This window comes from Roseibium porphyridii, assembly GCF_026191725.2.
Classification (GTDB): Bacteria; Pseudomonadota; Alphaproteobacteria; order Rhizobiales; family Stappiaceae; genus Roseibium; species Roseibium porphyridii.
The window spans coordinates 370,279-390,473 of record NZ_CP120863.1; the positions used below are offsets into that span (position 1 = coordinate 370,279).

Annotated in this window: 17 protein-coding genes; 11 read left to right on the top strand and 6 right to left on the bottom strand. The window is 55.6% G+C overall.

Features of this window, described 5'->3' with window-relative positions; translation table 11 throughout:
- Positions 1-84: 84 nt before the first annotated feature.
- The gene (locus K1718_RS01755) at positions 85-1,116 is read right to left on the bottom strand and encodes an acyltransferase family protein (protein WP_152499115.1); all 1,032 of its coding nucleotides are present in this window, start codon (positions 1,114-1,116) and stop codon (positions 85-87) included.
- Between the two features lie 119 nt (positions 1,117-1,235).
- On the bottom strand, positions 1,236-1,757 hold the full coding sequence (locus tag K1718_RS01760) for an FxsA family protein (RefSeq protein WP_265679935.1): 522 nt from the start codon (positions 1,755-1,757) through the stop codon (positions 1,236-1,238).
- Between the two features lie 238 nt (positions 1,758-1,995).
- On the opposite strand from K1718_RS01760, the gene K1718_RS01765 reads away from it, so the two are divergent.
- The 11 genes from K1718_RS01765 to K1718_RS01815 all read left to right on the top strand — a co-directional run bounded on the left by K1718_RS01765 (position 1,996) and on the right by K1718_RS01815 (position 17,381).
- Positions 1,996-2,727, top strand: coding sequence for a Tim44/TimA family putative adaptor protein (locus tag K1718_RS01765; RefSeq protein WP_265679934.1), 732 nt, complete (start codon positions 1,996-1,998; stop codon positions 2,725-2,727).
- A gap of 95 nt (positions 2,728-2,822) precedes the next feature.
- Positions 2,823-3,917, top strand: a complete 1,095-nt coding sequence (mltA, locus tag K1718_RS01770) for a murein transglycosylase A (RefSeq protein ID WP_265679933.1) — start codon at positions 2,823-2,825, stop codon at positions 3,915-3,917.
- A gap of 3 nt (positions 3,918-3,920) precedes the next feature.
- Positions 3,921-4,490 (top strand): Smr/MutS family protein, encoded by a 570-nt coding sequence (locus K1718_RS01775; protein WP_265679932.1) that lies wholly within the window; start codon positions 3,921-3,923, stop codon positions 4,488-4,490.
- 3 nt (positions 4,491-4,493) lie between these two features.
- Entirely contained in the window at positions 4,494-4,865 is a 372-nt protein-coding gene (locus tag K1718_RS01780) for a helix-turn-helix domain-containing protein (RefSeq protein ID WP_152499120.1), read from the top strand.
- A 183-nt stretch (positions 4,866-5,048) separates the two neighbouring features.
- Complete coding sequence (locus K1718_RS01785; protein ID WP_152499121.1) at positions 5,049-7,883, top strand: [protein-PII] uridylyltransferase; 2,835 nt, start codon at positions 5,049-5,051, stop codon at positions 7,881-7,883.
- 33 nt (positions 7,884-7,916) lie between these two features.
- On the top strand, positions 7,917-9,479 hold the full coding sequence (murJ, locus tag K1718_RS01790; RefSeq protein ID WP_265679931.1) for a murein biosynthesis integral membrane protein MurJ: 1,563 nt from the start codon (positions 7,917-7,919) through the stop codon (positions 9,477-9,479).
- Positions 9,480-9,600: 121 nt separating this feature from the next.
- Positions 9,601-10,680, top strand: coding sequence for a tryptophan--tRNA ligase (gene trpS / locus K1718_RS01795; RefSeq protein ID WP_265679930.1), 1,080 nt, complete (start codon positions 9,601-9,603; stop codon positions 10,678-10,680).
- 40 nt (positions 10,681-10,720) lie between these two features.
- Positions 10,721-11,200: a hypothetical protein gene (locus K1718_RS01800; RefSeq protein ID WP_265679929.1), complete on the top strand. Its 480-nt coding sequence runs from the start codon at positions 10,721-10,723 to the stop codon at positions 11,198-11,200.
- A gap of 90 nt (positions 11,201-11,290) precedes the next feature.
- Positions 11,291-13,705 (top strand): hybrid sensor histidine kinase/response regulator, encoded by a 2,415-nt coding sequence (locus K1718_RS01805; protein WP_265679928.1) that lies wholly within the window; start codon positions 11,291-11,293, stop codon positions 13,703-13,705.
- Between the two features lie 292 nt (positions 13,706-13,997).
- The gene (gene olsB / locus K1718_RS01810; RefSeq protein ID WP_265682430.1) at positions 13,998-14,936 is read left to right on the top strand and encodes a l-ornithine N(alpha)-acyltransferase; all 939 of its coding nucleotides are present in this window, start codon (positions 13,998-14,000) and stop codon (positions 14,934-14,936) included.
- Between the two features lie 192 nt (positions 14,937-15,128).
- Positions 15,129-17,381: a transglycosylase domain-containing protein gene (locus K1718_RS01815; protein ID WP_265679927.1), complete on the top strand. Its 2,253-nt coding sequence runs from the start codon at positions 15,129-15,131 to the stop codon at positions 17,379-17,381.
- A gap of 57 nt (positions 17,382-17,438) precedes the next feature.
- Here the strand turns inward: K1718_RS01815 and K1718_RS01820 are convergent, their stop codons facing one another.
- From K1718_RS01820 to K1718_RS01835, 4 genes are all read right to left on the bottom strand, one after another.
- Positions 17,439-17,873 (bottom strand): hypothetical protein, encoded by a 435-nt coding sequence (locus K1718_RS01820; RefSeq protein ID WP_209006767.1) that lies wholly within the window; start codon positions 17,871-17,873, stop codon positions 17,439-17,441.
- Between the two features lie 63 nt (positions 17,874-17,936).
- Positions 17,937-18,674 carry a M48 family metallopeptidase gene (locus K1718_RS01825; RefSeq protein WP_265679926.1) on the bottom strand — a complete coding sequence of 246 codons (738 nt, stop codon included), beginning with the start codon at positions 18,672-18,674 and terminating at the stop codon, positions 17,937-17,939.
- A gap of 209 nt (positions 18,675-18,883) precedes the next feature.
- Entirely contained in the window at positions 18,884-19,324 is a 441-nt protein-coding gene (locus K1718_RS01830) for a DUF2852 domain-containing protein (RefSeq protein ID WP_247649318.1), read from the bottom strand.
- A gap of 149 nt (positions 19,325-19,473) precedes the next feature.
- Entirely contained in the window at positions 19,474-20,169 is a 696-nt protein-coding gene (locus tag K1718_RS01835) for a glycosyltransferase (RefSeq protein WP_152499128.1), read from the bottom strand.
- Positions 20,170-20,195 lie beyond the last annotated feature (26 nt).

A 20,195-nucleotide genomic window follows, 5' to 3' on the forward strand; every position in this document is an offset into this window, starting at 1 on the left:
TTTCCACCTTGAAGCCCTCTTCGAGCGCTGCTTCTGCCGGCTGCTAGCCCTATTGCTTGTAGATCCGGCAGATTAGAATGCGGTTCATTCAGCCGCCTGCGGCTGCCGCTTCTTGCCGAATGTTCCGGTCAGATAGGCCCATTCGGGGCGGCGGAACAGGAACCAGCCGAACCCGGTTTTCCGGATCATCCAGAACAGGATCATAGGGCTGACGGAGGCGACGATGGTCACGATGAGTGAAACCGTGCCGATATCCAGAATGCCCAGTTTGAGCAGAATCACGCGACTCACACCCATTGGAAAGAAGAACGCCAGGTAGATGACGATTGAGTTTTCGCCAAAGTGGCGGAGAAAACCCAGCCGGCCAAACTTAACGATCAGCGCGCTGGTCAAGATGATCGCACCGGCACCGGCGGCGCCAAGTGCAAGGGCCACTCCGGGCAGTGCCGCCCAACCGAGATAAACCAGGCCGCCATTTATGACACCCCAACCGATCAGATAAGCAAGGCTGATGCCGATCCGTTCCCGCGCCCATGCAGCAAGTTGGAAAATCTGGGGCGCAAAGATGTAACCGGCATAGAAATAGACAAATCTTGAAGCGAACTCATCCACCAACAGCCATCCGGTATGGATCGGCGCAATTTGCAGAAGAGCGCCCACCGCCAGCATGACCTGCCAGGGAATACCCTTGTCGTGCGCCACCTTACAAACCAGGAAGAACACCGGCAGCATGTAGATGAACCACAAGGTGCCGAAGGGCTGCACGAAGCTGAGGAAATAGAACTCCAGAGTGCCAGTAGTGCCCATTTCACCAACGAAAACAGGGGCTTTAACGGCAAACTGAATGGTCATCCAGAGGACGTAGAAATACGCGAAATGGACGACTTTGCGATCCAGATAGAGCTTCCAGTCCCGGGTGATTACATTGGACAGGAACAGACCGGAAATCAGAAAGAAGTCCGGCATGCGGAATGGTGCTGCGAAGGCAACTACGGCATGCATCCAGCCGGTATCGCCGGCCGCAGCTTCAACACCCAGCACCGAGTGCATCATCACCACAAAGATGATGCAGATGCCTTTCGCCGTATCCACCCAGTCAATGCGTGCCGCACTCATAGCTCGTTTCCTCCAGCTCCGCAGGCTATTTCCCGCGGATTTCGGAGGACTCCTAACTGAAACTGGTAAAAATTCAGCATACACCCGGTGTCACGATTTGGTGACCGGATTAAGGTTTTTCAGGACTTTGCGTCGTCTGAGCCGTCTTGCCAGGGGCTGATCCTGGGTTGTCCGCTGCCGCTTGGCTTACCCTCAGTGCCATCGTTCTTTTCAGACCAGTCGTCTGCATCCAGATCGACAACGCCTTCGCCAGACTGTCGGCGCGTCTGGCCGTTTTGGACAATGACAACGTTCGATCGCGAGATGATGAACCTTGCAAGCGCCTCACGCACCGGCGGAACGAACAGCAACAAACCGATGGCATCTGTGACGAAACCCGGAATCAGCAGGAAAATGCTTGCCAGAACAATCATTGCGCCCTGCATCACTTCGTTGCCCGGCGAACGGCCTGCATCGAGCTCCTGCTGCATGCGCATGAGTAGGGACAAACCCTGCTGACGCAGCATCAAAGTGCCCGCAAGTGCTGTTACCACGGTTAGCAAAATGGTCGGAATCACACCAATCAAACCACCGACCCAAATGAAGACCGCGATCTCGATCAGGGGCAGCAGAAGAATGGCAGCAATGATATAAAGTCCCACGGGACCTCCATCGTCTGATAAGCTTGTTTGGGATAAGTTAGGCGTTCGTTGCTAAAAATGCGAGCTGACTGACATAGGAAAGAGCGACTTTACGCAAATTCAGTCTTGCTCTTGGGTCTGGATGCTGGTTCAAGGACCCCCTAAATAGGAAAGTAACAGACTTTGCGTATGGGGCGGCGTGCACCTTTCACGATCAAGGGGCGGCGCTAAGGCCTGAGAAGGGTAACCGGAAGCTAAAATGAACGAGATTTTTGACCCGTTAAACCTCCTCCTTATGGGACTTGCGGTTTTCATTCTGTTCAGACTGCGGTCTGTTCTTGGCAAACGCACCGGCAATGAACGTCCGCCTTTCGATCCGTATTCGAAGCCGGAACAAAAACCGGGCGATCAGGTCAATGGCGGCGACCAGGACAATGTGATCCCAATGCCGGGCCAAACCCAACAGCAGCCTGAACAGATGGAGCAACCTGCTGCAGGTGGTGAAGTTGTTATCGACAAGGTTGCGCCTGAGGGCTCGGCCCTCAACAGCGCCTTGAAACAGATCCTTTCGGTTGATCGCAGCTTCGAGCCCGAGCCGTTCCTTGAGGGCGCGCGGGCAGCTTACGAAATGATCGTGATGGCATTCGCTGACGGCGACAAAAAAGCACTGAAGAACCTTCTCTCTCACGAAGTCTACGAGGGGTTTGTTGCCGCTATCGAAGACCGTGAGAAACGCGGTGAAACCGTTGATTCAACCTTCATCGGTATCGACAAGGCAGAAATCGTTGAAGCTGCGCTGAAAGACGCCACGGCACAGGTGACTGTGAAAATTCACAGCCAGATGATTTCCGCCACGCGGGACAAGGACGGCGAAGTCGTCGACGGTGATCCAACGAAAGTTTCCGAGGTGGTCGATATTTGGACGTTCGCACGGGACACAAGCTCCCGCGATCCGAACTGGAAGCTGGTCGCGACCGAATCCGCTGAATAACAATGACGTGGCCTGGGACAGGGTCCCGTCTCTTCGCGAAGTGCAGAGGCGCGGCTTTGGCCGCGCCGCTTTTATTTGTCGGAGCCGCCGCAGCAATGCCGCAGACCCCGCAATACTCTGAACGCCTTGAAAGGCTCACCTTTGACGCTCTGCCAGGCTGGGCAGCGGACAATCATCGGGCGGCGCTTTCAAGCCTTCTGCGTATTTGTTCCAAACCTGAGTTGCTGAAGAATACAGGCACAGACCTTGTCCTGAAGGCAGACGATTTCAAGGCGCAATGCCCTGAAATTGAAGTTGCGCTGAAAACGCCAAAAGCTGCGCGTAGCTTCCTTGAAACCCACTTCACGCCTTACCGCGTCGTCCGGAAGGGGTTCGTCACCGGCTATTTCGAACCCGAGCTGCGCGCCTCTCGTCATAGGACAGCAGTCTTTCAGACACCCCTTCACAGAAAACCCTCAGGTCTCGAAACCGTTTCACCCAAAAATCGACCGCCTGACTGGCCCGCAGATCTCAGTCATGGTCGTCTTCAGAACGGCATCTTGATCGAAATGCCAGACCGTGGTGCCATCATGGACGGCGCACTGGACCAGGAAGCACTCGAGCTGGTCTGGCTCGAAAGTCCGATCGACGCATTTTTCGTTCATGTACAGGGCTCTGCACGCCTGCGCCTGGACGATGGTTCTGTCATGCGTGTCGGCTATGCGGGAAAGACCGGGCATCCCTATACGGGGGTCGCTCGCTTGCTGGTCAAGCGCGGAGAAGGAGCCCCGGAAGACTTCACCATGTCCGGACTGCGGACATGGCTGGAGACCAATCCGGACAGGCGGGATGCGCTGTTGCGGGAAAACCGTTCCTACATCTTCTTTCGTGAGGTCGTGGGTGCTGAGCCGGAGCAAGGACCTGTCGGATCTGCCGGCATAGCGTTGAGCCCGGGCAGGAGCCTGGCGGTCGACCCGGAACATATTCCCTTTGGCGCTCTTGTGTTTGTTTCCGCAAGTTTCAAAGATCCTGACACGACCAAGCGATCTTTCGCCCGCCTCATGGTTGCCGACGACAGTGGTTCGGCCATCAAGGGACCTGTTCGAGGCGACATTTTTGCAGGCTCCGGCAAGGTTGCCGGTGATGTCGCCGGCGACATCAGGCATGAGGCCGAATTCGTCTTGCTTCTCCCCAACGCCCAGACGGACTGACACATGGGCAAGCGGGGCAAAAAGGGGGCACTTTCTCCGGAAGATCGGGAACTTTGGGGCAAGGTCGCCAAGACCCTGACCCCGCTTCATCCCGAACGTGCCAGGGTCCTGGAAGCCGAACTCGAAGATGTCGTCAAAGACACTCCGACCAAATCCGTAAAGCAACCCAAAACATCGACGGCCATTAAAGCTCCCCCTGGGGAGCAAAAGGCCAAAGCTCCCATGCCGCTTCACCAGCTTGAACACCGGTTCCGACGTAAGATCGTGCGGGGTGTGAGGGCGATTGATGCTCGAATTGACCTGCATGGACTGACCCAGCATCAGGCACATGACAGGCTGTTGGGCTTCCTCTATCAGGCACAGGCAAGACGGCACAAAGTCGTTCTGGTGATTACGGGAAAAGGTGGCGGAGGTTCGAGCGCCTATATGGACGAGCGCGGGATTTTGCGCAGAATGGTTCCACAATGGCTGTCCATGCCTGACATGCGTCCCGTCGTTCTCGGTTATGAAGAGGCGCATGCGAGCCATGGCGGAGCAGGGGCGCTTTATGTCCGGATAAGGAAGAAAAGGTAGATCGTGACACCGCTTGGGGCAAAAATCAGGGAACTGAGAACAAAGCAGGGCGTATCGCTGAAAGAAATGGCTGCGGCGCTTTCTGTTTCCAGTGCCTATCTATCCGCACTTGAACACGGCAAGCGAGGCAAGCCCACCTGGTTTCTGGTGCAACGGATCATTACCTATTTCAACGTGATTTGGGATGAAGCGGAGGAAATCCAGCGCCTTGCGGAGCTGTCCGACCCGCGCGTGACCATCGACACTGCGGGCATGGACCCCAAGGCAACCGAACTTGCCAACCAACTCGCTTTGAAGATTGGCGGCTTGTCGGAAGAGTCATTGAACGGACTGCTGCATCAGTTGCGCGTCGCCGCCGTCAAGGATGACATCTAACTTAACAATTTCTGCCCAAACTTACCGCTTGGCAACGTGACTTGCCTGACCGCGGGTCAGGGGCATTGCAACGGCTTTCGGCTGCCCGTCAGATCAGGATTTACGTGTCCTTAGACGGAGTTCCCTATATAACCGGCAACCGACATTGACCGCCGCATCTTTTGAACGGACCTGCATACCAGCATGAAACTCTCTCAAGAAGACCTTGCCGGACTGATTGACTCGGACGCATTGCGTAGCCGATTGAGCACGCTGACTGAAAAGCATGACGGCGACGGTTCAGACATGAAGATCCGGGCCGAGGTTCTCAAAGAACTGAAATCACAGGTCAAATCCGCTCGAGCCGATGCGCAGAAACGCCTGAATGAAGATGGCGGCGGAATCTTGTGTGCCGGACGACTGTCATTCATCCAGGACGAGCTGATCCGCGTCATCTACGACTTTGCACGCAATCATGTCTATCGGATCAAAAACCCGTCGGCTGCAGAACGCATGTCTATTGCCGCTGTCGGCGGCTATGGCCGCGGCACGCTTGCGCCGGGTTCGGACATCGATCTGCTGTTTATCCTGCCTTACAAGCAGACGCCCTGGGGCGAGCAGGTGGTGGAATACATTCTCTACATGCTCTGGGACCTTGGCTTCAAAGTCGGGCACGCAACCCGCAATATCGACGAGTGTATTCGTCTCGCCAAGACAGACATGACCATTCGGACCGCTATTCTGGAAGCCCGATTCATCTGGGGTGACAGGCCGCTTTACGACGAAATGGAAAAAAGGTTCGATGCCGAAGTCGTCAATGGCAGCAGCTCGGAATTCATCGCGGCAAAACTCTTGGAACGGGATGAGCGCCACCAGCGGCAGGGCACCTCACGATATCTGGTTGAACCGAATATCAAGGAAGGCAAGGGTGGGCTGCGAGACCTCAACACCTTGTTCTGGATCGCCAAGTATCACTACCGGGTCGAACGACAGGCCGAGCTGGTCAAGAAAGGCGTCCTGACACGCTCGGAGTATGCCCGCTTCAAGAAATCGGAAGATTTCCTATGGGCTGTGCGCTGTCACCTCCACTTCCTGACCGGCAGGCCGGAAGAAAGACTTTCCTTTGATGTACAAAGGGAAATTGCCATTCGATTGAGCTATACGCAGCACCCCGGCATGAAAGATGTCGAGCGGTTCATGAAGCACTATTTCCTGGTCGCAAAGGACGTGGGCGATCTCACCCGGATCATCTGCGCTGCTCTGGAAGAGGAACATGTGAAGGAACCGCGCGGCAAAGGCCTGACCGGCATGATGCGCCGCCTGCGCAGCGGTCGAAAATCCAATACGGTAACGCCCATTAAGGGTGCTCCGGGCTTCGTGGTGGAAAACAATCGCATCAACGTTACAGCCGACACGATCTTTGAAAGTGACCCGACCAACTTTCTGCGGGTGTTCCAGGTCGCCGACAAGCACGACTACAATCTACACCCGCGCCTGACGCGTCTGATCCGTCAGTCCCTCAAACTCGTCGACAAGGATCTGCGAACCAACGCCGAAGCGAACAGACTTTTCCTGTCGGTTCTAACGTCCCGGCATCAGCCGGAAAAAACCTTGCGAAAGATGAACGAAACCGGCGTGCTTGGCCGATTTGTACCGGAGTTCGGCAAGGTCGTCGCGATGATGCAGTTCAATATGTATCACCACTACACCGTGGATGAGCATCTGATCCGGTCAATCGGCGTTCTGGCAGAAATCGAACGTGGCAATTCAGGTGACGACCACCCGCTTGCAACTGATCTGATCTTGACATTGCAGAACCGCAAAGTGCTTTTCGTTGCCATGTTCCTGCACGACATCGCCAAGGGACGACCGGAAGATCACTCTATCGCGGGTGCCAAGGTAGCGCGGAAAATCTGTCCGCGCTTCGGATTGAATGATGCGGAAACGGAGACTGTTGCCTGGTTGATCGCGCATCATCTCGACATGAGCACGATTGCCCAGTCGCGCGACCTTTCAGACCAGAAAACGATTCAGGACTTTGCACAGACGGTTCAGTCCCTCGAGCGACTGAAACTGCTGCTGATCCTCACGGTTGCCGATATTCGCGCCGTTGGTCCGGGGGTTTTCAATGGCTGGAAAGGTCAGCTGCTGCGCACACTCTATTATGCCAGTGAACCGCATCTTTCAGGTGGTCATACCAAGATGTCGCACAATGTGGCCATTGCCGACGCCAAGGAAGGTCTCAGCAAAAAACTTGGACACTGGCCGGCAAAGGATAGAAAGGCGTATCTCGACCGGCACTATCCGGCCTATTGGCTGCGTACGGAGCCGGATCGGCTGGTCACACACGCAGAGTTGCTGCATCAGGCCGACAAGGATGGCAAGCAGCTGGCCTTTCAAGTGATCCCGCGCGCCTTTGAAGGCGTGACGGAACTGAACATCATGGCACCTGACCATCCGCGGTTCCTGTCCACCATCGCAGGGGCCTGTTTTTCAACCGGCGCCAACATTGTCGATGCGCAGATCGACACCACAACCGATGGATTTGCTCTTGATACGATCTTCATCGGCCGGGAATTGCCGGACGATGAGGACGAGCGCCGCCGAGGCGAACGGATCACCGCGCTTATTTTGAAGACCTTGCGCGGAGATGAGCGTTTGCCAGAGCCTGTGTCCAAAAAGGGCTCGATGAAAGGGCGCGTCAAAGCTTTCAAGGTTGCGACGGACGTGCTGGTGAACAATGCCCTGTCGGATGACTATACCGTGCTTGAAATTTCCGGCCTTGACCGGCCCGGCCTGCTCTATGACCTGACACGGAGCATTGCCACACTCAATCTCAACATCGGCTCCGCTCACATCTCGACATTCGGCGAAAAAGCTGTCGACGTATTTTATGTGACCGACCTGACCGGTCAGAAAATTGCAAATATCGGCCGTCAGGACATTATTCGTGAGCGGCTTGCCAATGCAGTTGAAGGTGAGGTCGAATTGGACCCCGCCGCGCCTGTAGCGCGCAAAGTCCAGAAACAGGCTTCCTGACTTGTGCTGCCTTAACACAGGAACCCACTCGGCATGAGCCTTGTCCGCAATTTCGCTACTGTCGGCGGCGCGACGCTACTCAGCCGCCTGCTTGGATTTGTGCGCGATGTGCTGCTTGCTGCAGCTGTGGGAGCCGGACCTGTCGCAGACGCGTTCGTGGTGGCATTCCGGCTGCCGAATCTGTTCCGACGATTGTTCGCCGAAGGCGCATTCAATTCGGCTTTTATTCCACTTTTCGGCAGAAAAGTGGAAGAAGAAGGCGATCAAGGTGCTAGGCAATTTGCCGGTGAAATCGGTGCCGCGCTGCTGTTCTGCTTGCTTGGTCTGACGGCACTGGCGCAAATCTTCATGCCATTTGTTGTCTGGGTCCTGGCACCCGGTTTCGTGGCAGATCCGGAGAAATACGACCTGACTGTGCTTATGGCCAGGATCGCCTTTCCCTATCTCATCTTCATGTCGCTGCTTGCCTTTATCGGCGGCATTTTGAACACCTATCACCGCTTTGCTGCCGCGGCCTTTGCGCCCGTGATGCTCAACGTCGTGATGAGCCTCGTGCTCGGCGGTGTCCTCCTTACCGGTATCGAAGACAACACGACGCTCGGTATCATTCTCACGATCGGTGTGACGGTTGGCGGCATCGTGCAGCTCCTGGTCGTGATCATCGATCTGAAACGGCTCGGTTTTCGCATTCCGGTCTTTCGCCCACGCTATACCAAGTCCGCCAAACGGCTTCTGGTCCTTGGCATTCCGGGCGTCATTGCCGGAGGTGTCACGCAAATCAACATTGCAGTTGGGCAGATCATCGCGTCCATGCAGGAAGGTGCCAATGCGCTGCTTTATTTCGCGGACCGCCTTTACCAACTTCCGTTGGGTGTCATCGGAATCGCGATCGGTGTGGTGCTTCTGCCGAGCCTGACCCGGCAATTGCGGGCGGGCGAAACCGCCGCTTACCAGCACAGCCTGAACCGCGCACTCGAATTCTCTCTGGTATTGACCTTGCCGGCCGCCGTTGCCCTGGCAGTCGTGCCGCACGAAATCGTTTCGGTGTTGTTTCAGCGGGTCCGGTTCGACGCACAGGCGGTTGACGGAACAGCGGCAGCGCTGATGGCGTTTTCGTTCGGGTTGCCGGCCTTTGTTCTCAACAAGGTCTTTTCCCCCGGCTACTTTGCCCGGGAAGACACAAAAACGCCGATGAAATTTGCCGTGGTCGGAATGGTCGTAAACGTGATCTTGTCGATCGCGCTGTTTCCCTGGCTCATGCATGTCGGCATTGCGCTGGCTACAACGTTGGCAGGGTGGGTCAACACGGCCTTGTTGCTCGGCGTTCTTTGGAAGCGCGGTCACTTCACGCCCGATTTTTCACTGCTAAAACGCCTATTGCTTGTGCTGCTCGCAAGCGCGCTGATGGGCGTGAGTGTTCATTTCGCCGCCGATCTCCTGGCACCTTATCTGAGCGATGGCTGGCTCCTTGTGCGTGCTGCAAGCCTGGGTCTTCTCGTACTTGTTGGCATTGTGACGTTCGCGCTCATTGCACAACTAAGCGGCGGCGCCGACCTTCTTGGCATGGCCAAAGCGTTGAGAAGGCGCAACACCTAATCGCGAAACGCCACAACTTGATCATTCCGGCTTGCATCAAGGCAATTGCGGGCTTAAACCCGGCGCGCCCAAATGTTCACAGCGCCCTTCCAACCGGCCGCACTAATAAAAGGGATTGATCATGGCGGAGTTCCAGCCCCGTGTATTTTCAGGCGTACAGCCGACCGGCAACCTCCATCTTGGAAATTATCTTGGCGCAGTCTCGCGTTGGGTCCCACTTCAGGACCAAATGCCGACGATCTTCTGCGTTGTCGACGCTCATGCGATCACGGCCGGTTTTCCGGACCCGATGGAAATGACCGATGCAACACGGGAAGTAACCGCGGCTTATATGGCGGCAGGTATCGACCCGAAGAAATCGATCATCTTCAATCAATCCCAGGTCCGCGAACATATGGAACTCGCGTGGATCTTCAATTGCGTGGCGCGGATGGGCTGGCTCAACCGCATGACCCAGTTCAAGGAAAAGGCCGGCAAAAACAAGGAAAACGCTTCCGTTGGCCTGTTCGCCTATCCCAACTTGATGGCTGCCGATATTCTGGCTTATCGGGCAACCCATGTTCCGGTTGGTGACGACCAGAAACAGCACCTTGAATTGACGCGCGACATTGCGGCAAAGTTCAACAATGATTTTGGCGACAGGATCAAGGAGCTGGGCATCGGCGTGCCGAATCCAAGGCCGTCTCCCGAACTGCCGGAACAGCTCTATTTCCCGCTGACCGAGCCAATGATCGCGGGTCCCGCAACCCGGATCATGTCATTGCGTGACGGCACCAAGAAAATGTCCAAATCCGATCCCTCGGATCTGTCACGCATCAACCTGACCGACGATGCAGATCTGATTGCAAAGAAGGTCAAAAAAGCCAAGACCGACCCCGACGCTCTTCCCAGCGAAACGGATGGTCTCGAGGGCCGGCCCGAAGCAGACAACCTTGTGGGCATCTATGCGGCACTCGGCGGGATCAGCAAGGAAGACGTTTTGCAGGAATTTGGCGGTCAGCAGTTTTCAGCCTTCAAGCCGGCACTGTCCGATCTTGCAGTTGCAAAACTGTCGCCGATGACAGACGAAATGCGTCGGTTGATGGATGACAAGACCCAGATCGATGCCGTTTTGAAGGACGGTGCGGAAAAGGCATCTGCCATCGCTGAACCGGTCCTGAAGGACGTGAGAAAAATCATAGGTTTTCTCGAAGTCCGCTAGATCCTGCTAGGGTTCAGCACCCACCAAACAGGCTGAATTCATGCAAAAGTCTATTCAAACGATCGATCTTCAACGTTACCCGGAACGGACTGTGTCTGTTCTGGGTACGCTGTCCTTTGCCGCCTTTACCCTGAAAGCATACGGGCTTTATGTTGACGACAACACTTTGACCGATGAGGAACTGGGCCACGCACGTGGTGTCTTCACTTCACGTCTGGCTGATGTTGCCACCGCAGATGGTGAAAACTATCTCGGTTTTGCCCTCATTCACAAAGGTACTGAGGGACTGACACTCTCGTCTTTCTGGTGGGTTCAGGGATGCGTATTATGTCATGACCATGTGCGAATTCCATATAACGGTATCGACACACTGTCTGACATGCGTCCTCATGTTCTCGGTTGCGTCTGGGAGCTCGATTTAATTCACTTCGAACGCAATGCCTGGCAACAGACGATGATGCGGCCGCAACCGGATGCAAAAGACTACCTGCACATCTGGTTCAAGCCCACCAAAGCTTGATTTTCCATATGTTTGAACAATCAGTGAAACGGTTTCTCAAAGATTAAGCGGCACTCTCTCATCACCTTGGGTCTTGATGAGAGTTTGAACTTGGCCAACCAAAACAACGACCACGCCACAGACACCGAAGTCGCTGGTGAAAACGCTCAGCACGAAAGACGCCGGAGCGAGCACGCGCTGCCTTCGCAAGGTTCCACAGCCTCGCCTTCGACCGAAAGACGCTCTCGAACAACTGATGCCAATGAACTTGGACCCGATGTCGGACCCGGCCGTCGCGCCACCGATCGGCCTGTGTCGCCACCGGCCAAATCATTGCAGCGCCTGGCCGTAGTCGCCTTGGTGGTGGGGCTCACCGCGGGGTTTCTTCTCGTTTCAGCCGATGGAGTGAACCGCTTTCTGGGCGTTGGACTGGCATTTTTCGCTGGTGGTCTGGCTGTTTGGCGCCTGCTGGCTGATGACATGCACCGGTCGGTTGCCGCGATTCAGGTCAAGGACGACAAGATCCGCAGGCTCATGGCGCGCTGCGAGGAACTTGAAGACCGGGCTTGGGAACTCGGCGAATCCGACGAACGGCATGCCAGCATACTGGCGACGCTTGGCGATGTTGTCATCCGGCGCGATCAGGACGGTTTGGTTACATATGTAAATTCCGCTGCCGACGATGTCTTCGGCTCAAACCATGGTCTGCAAACTGGCAACGCAATGCACTTGCCGCTTGTTGAAACCACCGGAACTGATGACAGGCGCCCCCATGAGAGTGCCACCAGGATGGGGGGTATGGGCTTTGAGGATCTTCACATTGAAACCGTACAAGGCAAGCGCTGGTTTTCGCGGATCGACATCCCTGTGCGCGATTCGTCGACAGATCGGCAACTTGTTCAAACCGTATTGCGCGATGTGACGGAACGCCGCCTGATCGAGGAAGACTTACTGGCAGCCCGGCACTCAGCTGAAAATTCCAACGAGGCCAAGTCCAGATTTCTGGCAACTGTGAGCCATGAAATCCGAACACCGTTGAACGGCGTTTTGGGCATGGCAGCCCTTTTGCGCGACACGCGCCTTACAAAGGAGCAGCATGCCTATATCGAGGCGCTCGAGACGTCCGGTGAAACTCTGCTTTTGCTGATTGATGAAGTGCTCGACTTCTCCAAGGTGGAAGCCGGAAAACTGGACATTCAGGCGGCCCCGACACCAATCGGACCATTGGCTGAAAGCGTCGTTGAACTTCTGGCCCCCAAGGCACATGCCAAAAACCTCGAAATCGGGGCGATTCTCGCGGCAAATCTTCCGGCCGAAGTGACAATCGATGCCACACGTGTCCGGCAGATCCTATTCAATCTGATTGGCAACGGTGTCAAATTCACGGATCAGGGCGGCGTCGCTGTGGACCTTTCAGGCCGGCCAAATCCGGCTGGCGGCAGTTTTCTGGATATCGAAGTTCGCGATACGGGCATTGGTTTTGACGAAGCAGAAGCTGAACGTCTCTTTCGGGAATTCGAACAGGTCGATCATGGCCCTGCGCGAAAGTTTGGCGGCACAGGACTTGGCCTTGCCATTGCGCAAAGACTGGCAGGTCTGATGGGTGGATCCATTTCCGCGAGACCGACTGCGGAGGGCGGCGCTGCCTTCTGTGTCAGATTGCCGATCCCTGAAAGCTTGAAAAATATTTCCGATCCCCGATTTGCCGCCTTGGACCAGCGTAATATCGTCTTTGTGAGCAACAGCGTCGTTGAAGGCCCGTTGCTTGCCAAACGCCTTGACCAGCACGGGGCTGATGTCGCCGTACTCGCACCCGGCGACGATGCGCTTGAGGACAAGCTCGCATCAGCGGACCTGCTGGTTGTCGACAATGCGGCCCTTTCAGACAGTGGCGGCTGGCTCGCAACAGCGCGTCTAACTGGATGCGACGCACCTGCCATTGTGATGATCGCTCCACCCGAGCGGGACCGCCTCGACCATCTGCGCGCGGCCGGATATGCCGCTTATCTGATCCGACCTGCGCGTCTTGAGACAGTCGCCCAGATTTTTTCAGGCCTTCTCGGAGAAACCGGTATTGAAAGCGCCTGGGATGTCAGTGCAGAACCCATCAGCAACGGACTTCTGGCAAATCGGGCCGCAGTGCCAGCGAGACCATTGCGTCTGCTGGTGGCCGAAGACAACGATATCAATCGGCTTTTGAGCGAAGCACTGCTTCGCAAACTCGGCCATGTCCCCGTCATGGTCACAGATGGCGAAAAAGCCGTGGAAGCGGCTGCGCATGGCTCTTTTGACGCCATATTGATGGATCTGCACATGCCCGGCCTTGATGGTTTTCAGGCCATAGCCAAAATCCGCGAGGACGAGAAGACAGCGGGGCGAGCACAGGTACCTGTACTGATTGTGACGGCCGACGTGATGAAAGATGCCAGAGACAAAGCAAAGGACGTCGGTGCGGCTGGATACCTGACCAAACCATTGTCAGTGGATGCCATATTCGACGCTCTTTCTGAGATCAACCGTAACTGAATCCAGAGCGCTGAAGTGCTCTCCGACCGCCTGACCACCGGGACATGAACCAAGCTTGCCGAATTTCACAATTTCACCCTATTCGGCTAGACTTGCCCTTGATCAAAACAAAACAAATACACACGTGTCATCCAGCTGTCGGAAAACTATGGTCTACGGCAGCTTCGAAGCACATCACCTGACACCGGAGATGCAATTCCGGCAAAGGAAATACAGTCGGTGAAACAGCCACGAAGCTGTGAAACCGGTTGTCGTGCGCTTGAGAGGAATTCGCGAGGGTGAAATGTCCATAATGCGGCAAGGGCTTTTTTCTCCCAGGAAACTGGTGCGGAAGTTCACACCTGGTATGCGCCCGGGCGCGCCGATCAGCGCGGCTCCCACGCGTGCGACCTCACCGCGTATGCCTGCAAAAACCGGAGAAACCCTTGGCCGGATCGGCTCTTTGGAAGTGCGTATGGCGCGCAATTTCAAGGAGGTCAGAAAAGCCCAAAGGCTGCGCTATCAGGTGTTCTATGAGGAAATGTCGGCAATCGCTGATGCGAACACATTAGCTACACGGCGCGACGCCGACCCGTTTGATGCCTATTGCGATCATTTGCTGGTGGTCGACCATGCCTCGATGAAGCGGAACAAGCTTGGTCGCCTGAAACCGGAAATTGTCGGAACATACAGGATTCTCCGGCAGGAAATCGCCGATCAGCACGCCGGATTTTACACAGCTGCCGAATATGACATCCAGGCCTTGATTGACGCCAATCCGGGCAAAAGGTTCATGGAACTCGGGCGCTCATGCGTCTTAAAACCTTATAGAAACAAGAAGACCGTAGAATTGCTTTGGCACGGCATATGGGCCTACGTTCTTCGCTACAAGATCGACGTCATGCTTGGCTGTGCGTCGATCGAAGGCACGGACCCGGACGCCCTTGCCGGTCAATTGTCGTTCCTGCATCACAACGCACGCGCACCAGAGAAATGGCGCGTTCGGGCCGTTAAGGACCGTTATATTGAAATGAACAGGCTTCCGTCTGATCAGGTCAATGCCAAACAGGCTTTGCGCTCCCTGCCGCCATTGGTCAAAGGTTACCTGCGTCTTGGGGCGTTTATCGGTGACGGCGCGGTAGTCGACCCCCAATTCGGTACCACGGACGTATTGATCATCATGCCCGTTTCCGAATTGAACACTCGGTATGTCAACTACTACGGTGCTGATGCCAGCCGGTATTCCAGCTGAAACCGGCAAACCCAGTGACCGTTGTGACCGGCGACCGCATGTGATCGTTCCCAGTTGTTCAGCCGGTTTTTTGGAACCGCCTGGCATGTCTTAACGCCCCCTTAAATTGCCCCTTCTAGGATCTTCTCCGGGAGCCGGCGCGTCTGACGGGTGAACACCCGTCTGGACCGGTAAGTACGGGACGGATGATCTATGGCGACACGGGCGAAACGCCAGCCGCGGATTGAACCGACATTTGGAGACACGGGCAGCAGTCTGCTCGACCTGCGTCTAGGACCGCGGGACCGCCCCACTGCGCCTTCAGGAAAGAAAACAAGTAAAACCAAGAGCCGAAAATCAACAAAGACCAGCAGCAAAAAGCCTGCAGGAAAGAAATCCACCCCTTCGCGGCGCAGTCAGACAAAGAAAAGCACGGCATCCCGGCGAGGCGGGCGATCAGGCTCCAAGAGGCGAAGCCAGAAACGCAAAAATCGTTTTCAGGCACGCACTGCGTTCGGGCGCCTGCTCAAACGCGGCCTTTATTGGAGCATGGTTTTAGGGATCTGGGGATCCATCGCTGTTGTTTGCATCATCGGTTACTATGCGGCCTTTCTGCCTCCAACCTCTGAGTGGCAGGTTCCGGCGCGCCCGCCCAACGTCAAGATCGTCGCGTCAAACGGAAGCCTGATCGCCAATCGTGGCGATACCGGCGGCGAAGCCGTGAGGCTCGAACAGCTGCCGCCTTACCTTCCAAATGCCGTCATTGCCATCGAGGACCGGCGCTATCGATCTCACATTGGCGTTGACCCAATCGGACTTGCACGTGCGCTCTATATCAACGTCACTGCCGGACGGTTGACCCAGGGTGGGTCAACACTCACCCAGCAGCTCGCCAAAAACCTGTTTCTGGAACCTGATCGAACCATCAAACGAAAAATCCAGGAACTGGTGCTCGCATTCTGGCTGGAAGCTGAATACTCCAAGGATGAGATCCTGGAGATGTATCTCAACCGGGTTTATCTCGGTTCAGGCGCTTATGGTGTTGATGCCGCTGCACGACGCTACTTTGGCAAGTCTGCGCGCTTGCTCACCATTCCCGAGGCAGCCACCATTGCCGGCCTTCTCAAAGCGCCTTCGCGCTATTCACCCGCACGAAACCCGGATCTTGCAGAGGACCGTGCGCAGCTCGTCCTCGCCGCCATGCATGAGGAGGGTTACATCACCGCAGGTGAGGCAAAGAATGCCCTTGCCGCGCCAGCGCAGGTCGTCAGACGCTATACCACCGCCAGTGAGAACTACGCTGCCGATTGGGTGATGGACGTTCTGCCACACTTCGTTGGCTCCATCGAAAAAGACATCATCGTAGACACGACCATTGACCCCGGCATGCAGGGTGCCGCCGAAACAGCACTGCGCGCAGCACTATCGGAAAACCGGCAGACACTCGGTGTCAGTCAGGGCGCCGTAGTCACTCTCGACACGGCAGGTGCTGTCAAGGCCATGGTTGGAGGAGCAGACTATTCGAAGAGCCAGTTCAACCGTGCCGTTTATGCCAAGCGTCAACCGGGTTCGGCCTTCAAACCATTTGTCTATCTGGCTGCGCTCGAAAACGGCATGACGCCACAATCTGTACGCCAGGACAAACCAATCACAATTGGTGGCTGGTCTCCAAAAAACTACACCAAACAACACTATGGCGCGGTTACACTGACACGCTCGCTTAGCCTTTCGCTCAACACCGTTGCTGCGCAACTGGCATATGAAGTCGGTGTCGGGACTGTCGCCAGCACTGCGCAGCGGCTCGGCATCACCTCGGACATGAAGAAAAACCTGTCCCTGTCGCTTGGGACTTCTGAAGTGACTCCGCTGGAGATTGCATCTGCCTACGTGCCATTTTCCAATGGCGGATATGGCGTACTGCCGCATATCATTCGCCGCATCCGAACCGTAGACGGCAAGACCCTATATTCGCGCTCTGGAGATGGCCGCGGGCGCGTCGTGGCGCGCGGTGCCGTTGGCAACATGAATCTGATGATGGCGGAAACCCTGATGACTGGCACCGGCCGCAAGGCCAGACTGGACAGCGGGCGTCCGGCAGGAGGGAAAACCGGAACCAGTCAGGATTTTCGGGACGCCTGGTTCATCGGTTACACCGGCAACCTCACCACAGCCGTATGGTTCGGAAATGACAACAATTCGCCAACCAAGAAAGCAACCGGCGGCAGTTTGCCAGCAATTGTCTGGAAAGAGGTCATGGACAAGGCACATGACGGCCTGCCTGTTGCGGACCTTCCGGGCGTTCCAAACCTGCCCGCAAACGTTTCAGCACCGCGAAAACCTGTTCCCAACGCAACCGTTGGATCAGGAAGCGAGCCGATACCGCCCGCGCCAATCGGAGGCGACCCAGAGCCGGGTGACCGGCGAGGACCACTGAACCTTTTGCGCAACCTCTTTGGCGGCGGTTAGTGGCACCTTTGAAGATTGAATTCAGCTAAGGTCATATCAAGCGGTAAAACGCTTGCATCAGCACTGGTGGCTATAGGTAAAGACGAGCGTGTCGGTGGTGTACTGTCCAGTCGGACGGCAACGATTATAGACTTCGCGTGTCCCTGTCACCGTCACCTGCAACTGGTCACCACGGACTGGGCCCTCCACGAAATACTCCAGAGGCGAACCGGGGCAGAACTTTGAGAAAACTCGTGCTGTTCCCGAATACCAGTTGCCGTTTTTCACACCGCTGAATAGCAGCGTTCCGCGCTGGACACCTGCATTGCGCAGGACATTCCTTGGAACTTCATAAGACAACCATCGTTGATTGCCTTGTGCTTGCAATCGCATGAGGGATCCGTTGTGATTCCAGCAACTGTCAGCGAACGCCTCGCCCGAAGCAACCGTAACAAGTCCGACTATCCCAGCCAGGCTGAAAGCCCTGGCCCACATAAACTTCAAAAAAGACATGGATCGCCTCCCAACTAAGCCTAGGAAAGCGAAACACATTCTCCGAATTTTGCAATTGGCAAATTAACCGAAGCCGTGAAGGTAAAGCCCATTTTCCTTCAACCAAACCTTGGCACGCGGTGTTTGAGGGGCCAGCCGCTCACACAGGCGCCAAAATCGGCTCGAATGATTCAACTCCCTCAAATGCGCCACTTCGTGTGCTGCGACATAGTCCAGAATGTCAGGAGGAGCCAAAATCAGGCGCCATGAAAAAGACAGGCGCCCGTTGGATGCACAAGAGCCCCAACGGCTTTTGGTATCGCGAATGCTGATTGCAGCGATTTTTTCATCAATTGCCGCAGCGTGAAACATTGCCCGATCCGTCAAGTCGGCACGCGCCTGAGATTTCAACCAGGTCGTGACCTTTCGGGGGATGTGATCCTCCGCACCCGGCACAAAGAGAGCAGGAAACCCCTCTTTTGTCGCACCGGTCGACACCAGACCCCGCAAATTGCCCGTTGACACAATGACATGGTCCTCACCGCGCAAAGGCAAAGTGTCCCCAGGTTGAAAAGCAACATGATCCGGCCGGTCCTGAAGCCGTTCCACCAACCAATCGATGTGCTGTCGCGCGAAATGCTCTGCGCGCGCGAGGTTGCCACCGCCCGGAACCGTTAAGACGGGCCCTGAACTGTCGGCTGGAAGTCGTAGCAGGTATCTCTGAGCCCTCGGATTGGCGCGCAATCGAATGCGCACTTCGCTCGTTTCCGTCTGGATATCGATATGTTCCGGCAGGCGCTTTTTACCGAGGCGTGAAAACATGCTGTACGTGTGTCCGACGAATCATAGGCTTCCATCTTAGGCCGTTTTTGCTAGCAATTCTTGCAAGAAACGTAGTGGTTTTAGCTCAGCGATGGTATCTGATTGATAAATCAAACTGATTGAACTCGGCACAGAAACGACGAAAGCGGCGCTTTTGAAAAGCGCCGCTTTCGGTCAGGCCGCCCGGAGGCGGGTCTGGGAGGAATGACTTACAACGGTGCGGGTTCCGCGCCGCCGGTGTTCCGTCCCCGGTTGGCCATGAAGCGATCAAACTCTTCCTGATCACGCGCCCGGCGCAACTCGCGAAGAAAATTGTCGAACTCAGCGCGCATCTCATCGAGCTTTGCGCGTTCTTCTTCCAGCCGTTTCAGCTCAGCCTCACGATAGTCATCGAACGCAACATTTCCGGTGCGTGCGTAGCCAGTCGAATTTGACATTTGATCAAATGCTCCCTTCAGCGGGCTTCCCCGCCATTGATCTTTCGCATCGCGGAACATTCCCTCGAAGCGATCGCCCCAGAGAATGTAGGCGAGCATAGCCAGGCCAAGTGGCCAGAAAACCACGAACCCCAGAACCATCAGGCCGATGGTTGCAGGCGTCCAGGCGGGTTTGATCATGCAACTTTTGGTCGTCGTCATCATCCTATCCATTTAAGACATCCACGATTGACAAGTGGGGACTGTCGCGGCGCGCTTCAAGGATTTGTGATGTCCAACACAGCTTGAAAGGCAGCAAAAAGCTCGGTCTCCATTGTGGAGAGCCGAGCTTAACGCATTCAAATCTTTGATCTAAATCTGACCTAGTCCTCAAAAGGACCATCGATCACATGTTGGGCGGAATAGTTCGCCAAAAGCTTTTCCCGGTGCCATTCACCCGCCATCGGTGCGTTGGCGTACTCATGGAAACACGGTGTTCCAAGAGTGAAATGGAGCAGTTTTGCATCAGGGTTCGGGCCGAGTTCGTCGGGCAACCAGTTCCACTCGATCGGCAACTCACCAATCAGGTCATCTTCCAGCCAGGTAAAGCGATGAAGCTGCGCACCGGTTGCGTTCATGACGAAATCAGGCGTCACGGCGCGGTTGGCCGGGTGCGCACAATTCCAAAGAACGACTGAAGACCAGTTCTTGCGAGGGTAATTCTCGTTTTTCGATCCTAGATATTTTGTTGTTTGCTTGGTTTTGTAGTCATGGTGCACACACATGACCGCCTTGCTTTCATCGCGCAACGCAAACAGTTTTGCGATGTCATCCCGGACAATCATGTCCCCATCCATGAACAACGCCCAACCGTTGTAGTTCATGAGGTTTGGAATGAGAAATCTGGTGTAGATGAAATGGTTCGACCCGTCCGTGTGCGTTTCGTTGTAGGTTTTCAGGTTGTGCAGCGACAAGGGCGTGATTGCCAAAACATCGCTGGACTGCCGTGTGAGGCTGTTGGCACAAACATGATAAGCCACCGCCTCACGCGGATCGAAACCAATGAAAATATTCAGCACTTGGGGAACCTCCGGCCTCGCTTCAT

Excerpts from the sequence above, each read along its gene's own strand:
- olsB (WP_265682430.1), top strand. The coding sequence starts at position 13,998 with ATGCGGCAAGGGCTTTTTTCTCCCAGGAAACTGGTGCGGAAGTTCACA.
- K1718_RS01815 (WP_265679927.1), top strand. The coding sequence starts at position 15,129 with ATGGCGACACGGGCGAAACGCCAGCCGCGGATTGAACCGACATTTGGA.
- K1718_RS01825 (WP_265679926.1), bottom strand. The coding sequence starts at position 18,674 with ATGTTTTCACGCCTCGGTAAAAAGCGCCTGCCGGAACATATCGATATC.
- murJ (WP_265679931.1), top strand. The coding sequence starts at position 7,917 with ATGAGCCTTGTCCGCAATTTCGCTACTGTCGGCGGCGCGACGCTACTC.
- K1718_RS01800 (WP_265679929.1), top strand. The coding sequence starts at position 10,721 with ATGCAAAAGTCTATTCAAACGATCGATCTTCAACGTTACCCGGAACGG.
- trpS (WP_265679930.1), top strand. The coding sequence starts at position 9,601 with ATGGCGGAGTTCCAGCCCCGTGTATTTTCAGGCGTACAGCCGACCGGC.
- K1718_RS01765 (WP_265679934.1), top strand. The coding sequence starts at position 1,996 with ATGAACGAGATTTTTGACCCGTTAAACCTCCTCCTTATGGGACTTGCG.
- mltA (WP_265679933.1), top strand. The coding sequence starts at position 2,823 with ATGCCGCAGACCCCGCAATACTCTGAACGCCTTGAAAGGCTCACCTTT.
- K1718_RS01755 (WP_152499115.1), bottom strand. The coding sequence starts at position 1,116 with ATGAGTGCGGCACGCATTGACTGGGTGGATACGGCGAAAGGCATCTGC.
- K1718_RS01820 (WP_209006767.1), bottom strand. The coding sequence starts at position 17,873 with ATGTCTTTTTTGAAGTTTATGTGGGCCAGGGCTTTCAGCCTGGCTGGG.
- K1718_RS01830 (WP_247649318.1), bottom strand. The coding sequence starts at position 19,324 with ATGGATAGGATGATGACGACGACCAAAAGTTGCATGATCAAACCCGCC.
- K1718_RS01785 (WP_152499121.1), top strand. The coding sequence starts at position 5,049 with ATGAAACTCTCTCAAGAAGACCTTGCCGGACTGATTGACTCGGACGCA.
- K1718_RS01775 (WP_265679932.1), top strand. The coding sequence starts at position 3,921 with ATGGGCAAGCGGGGCAAAAAGGGGGCACTTTCTCCGGAAGATCGGGAA.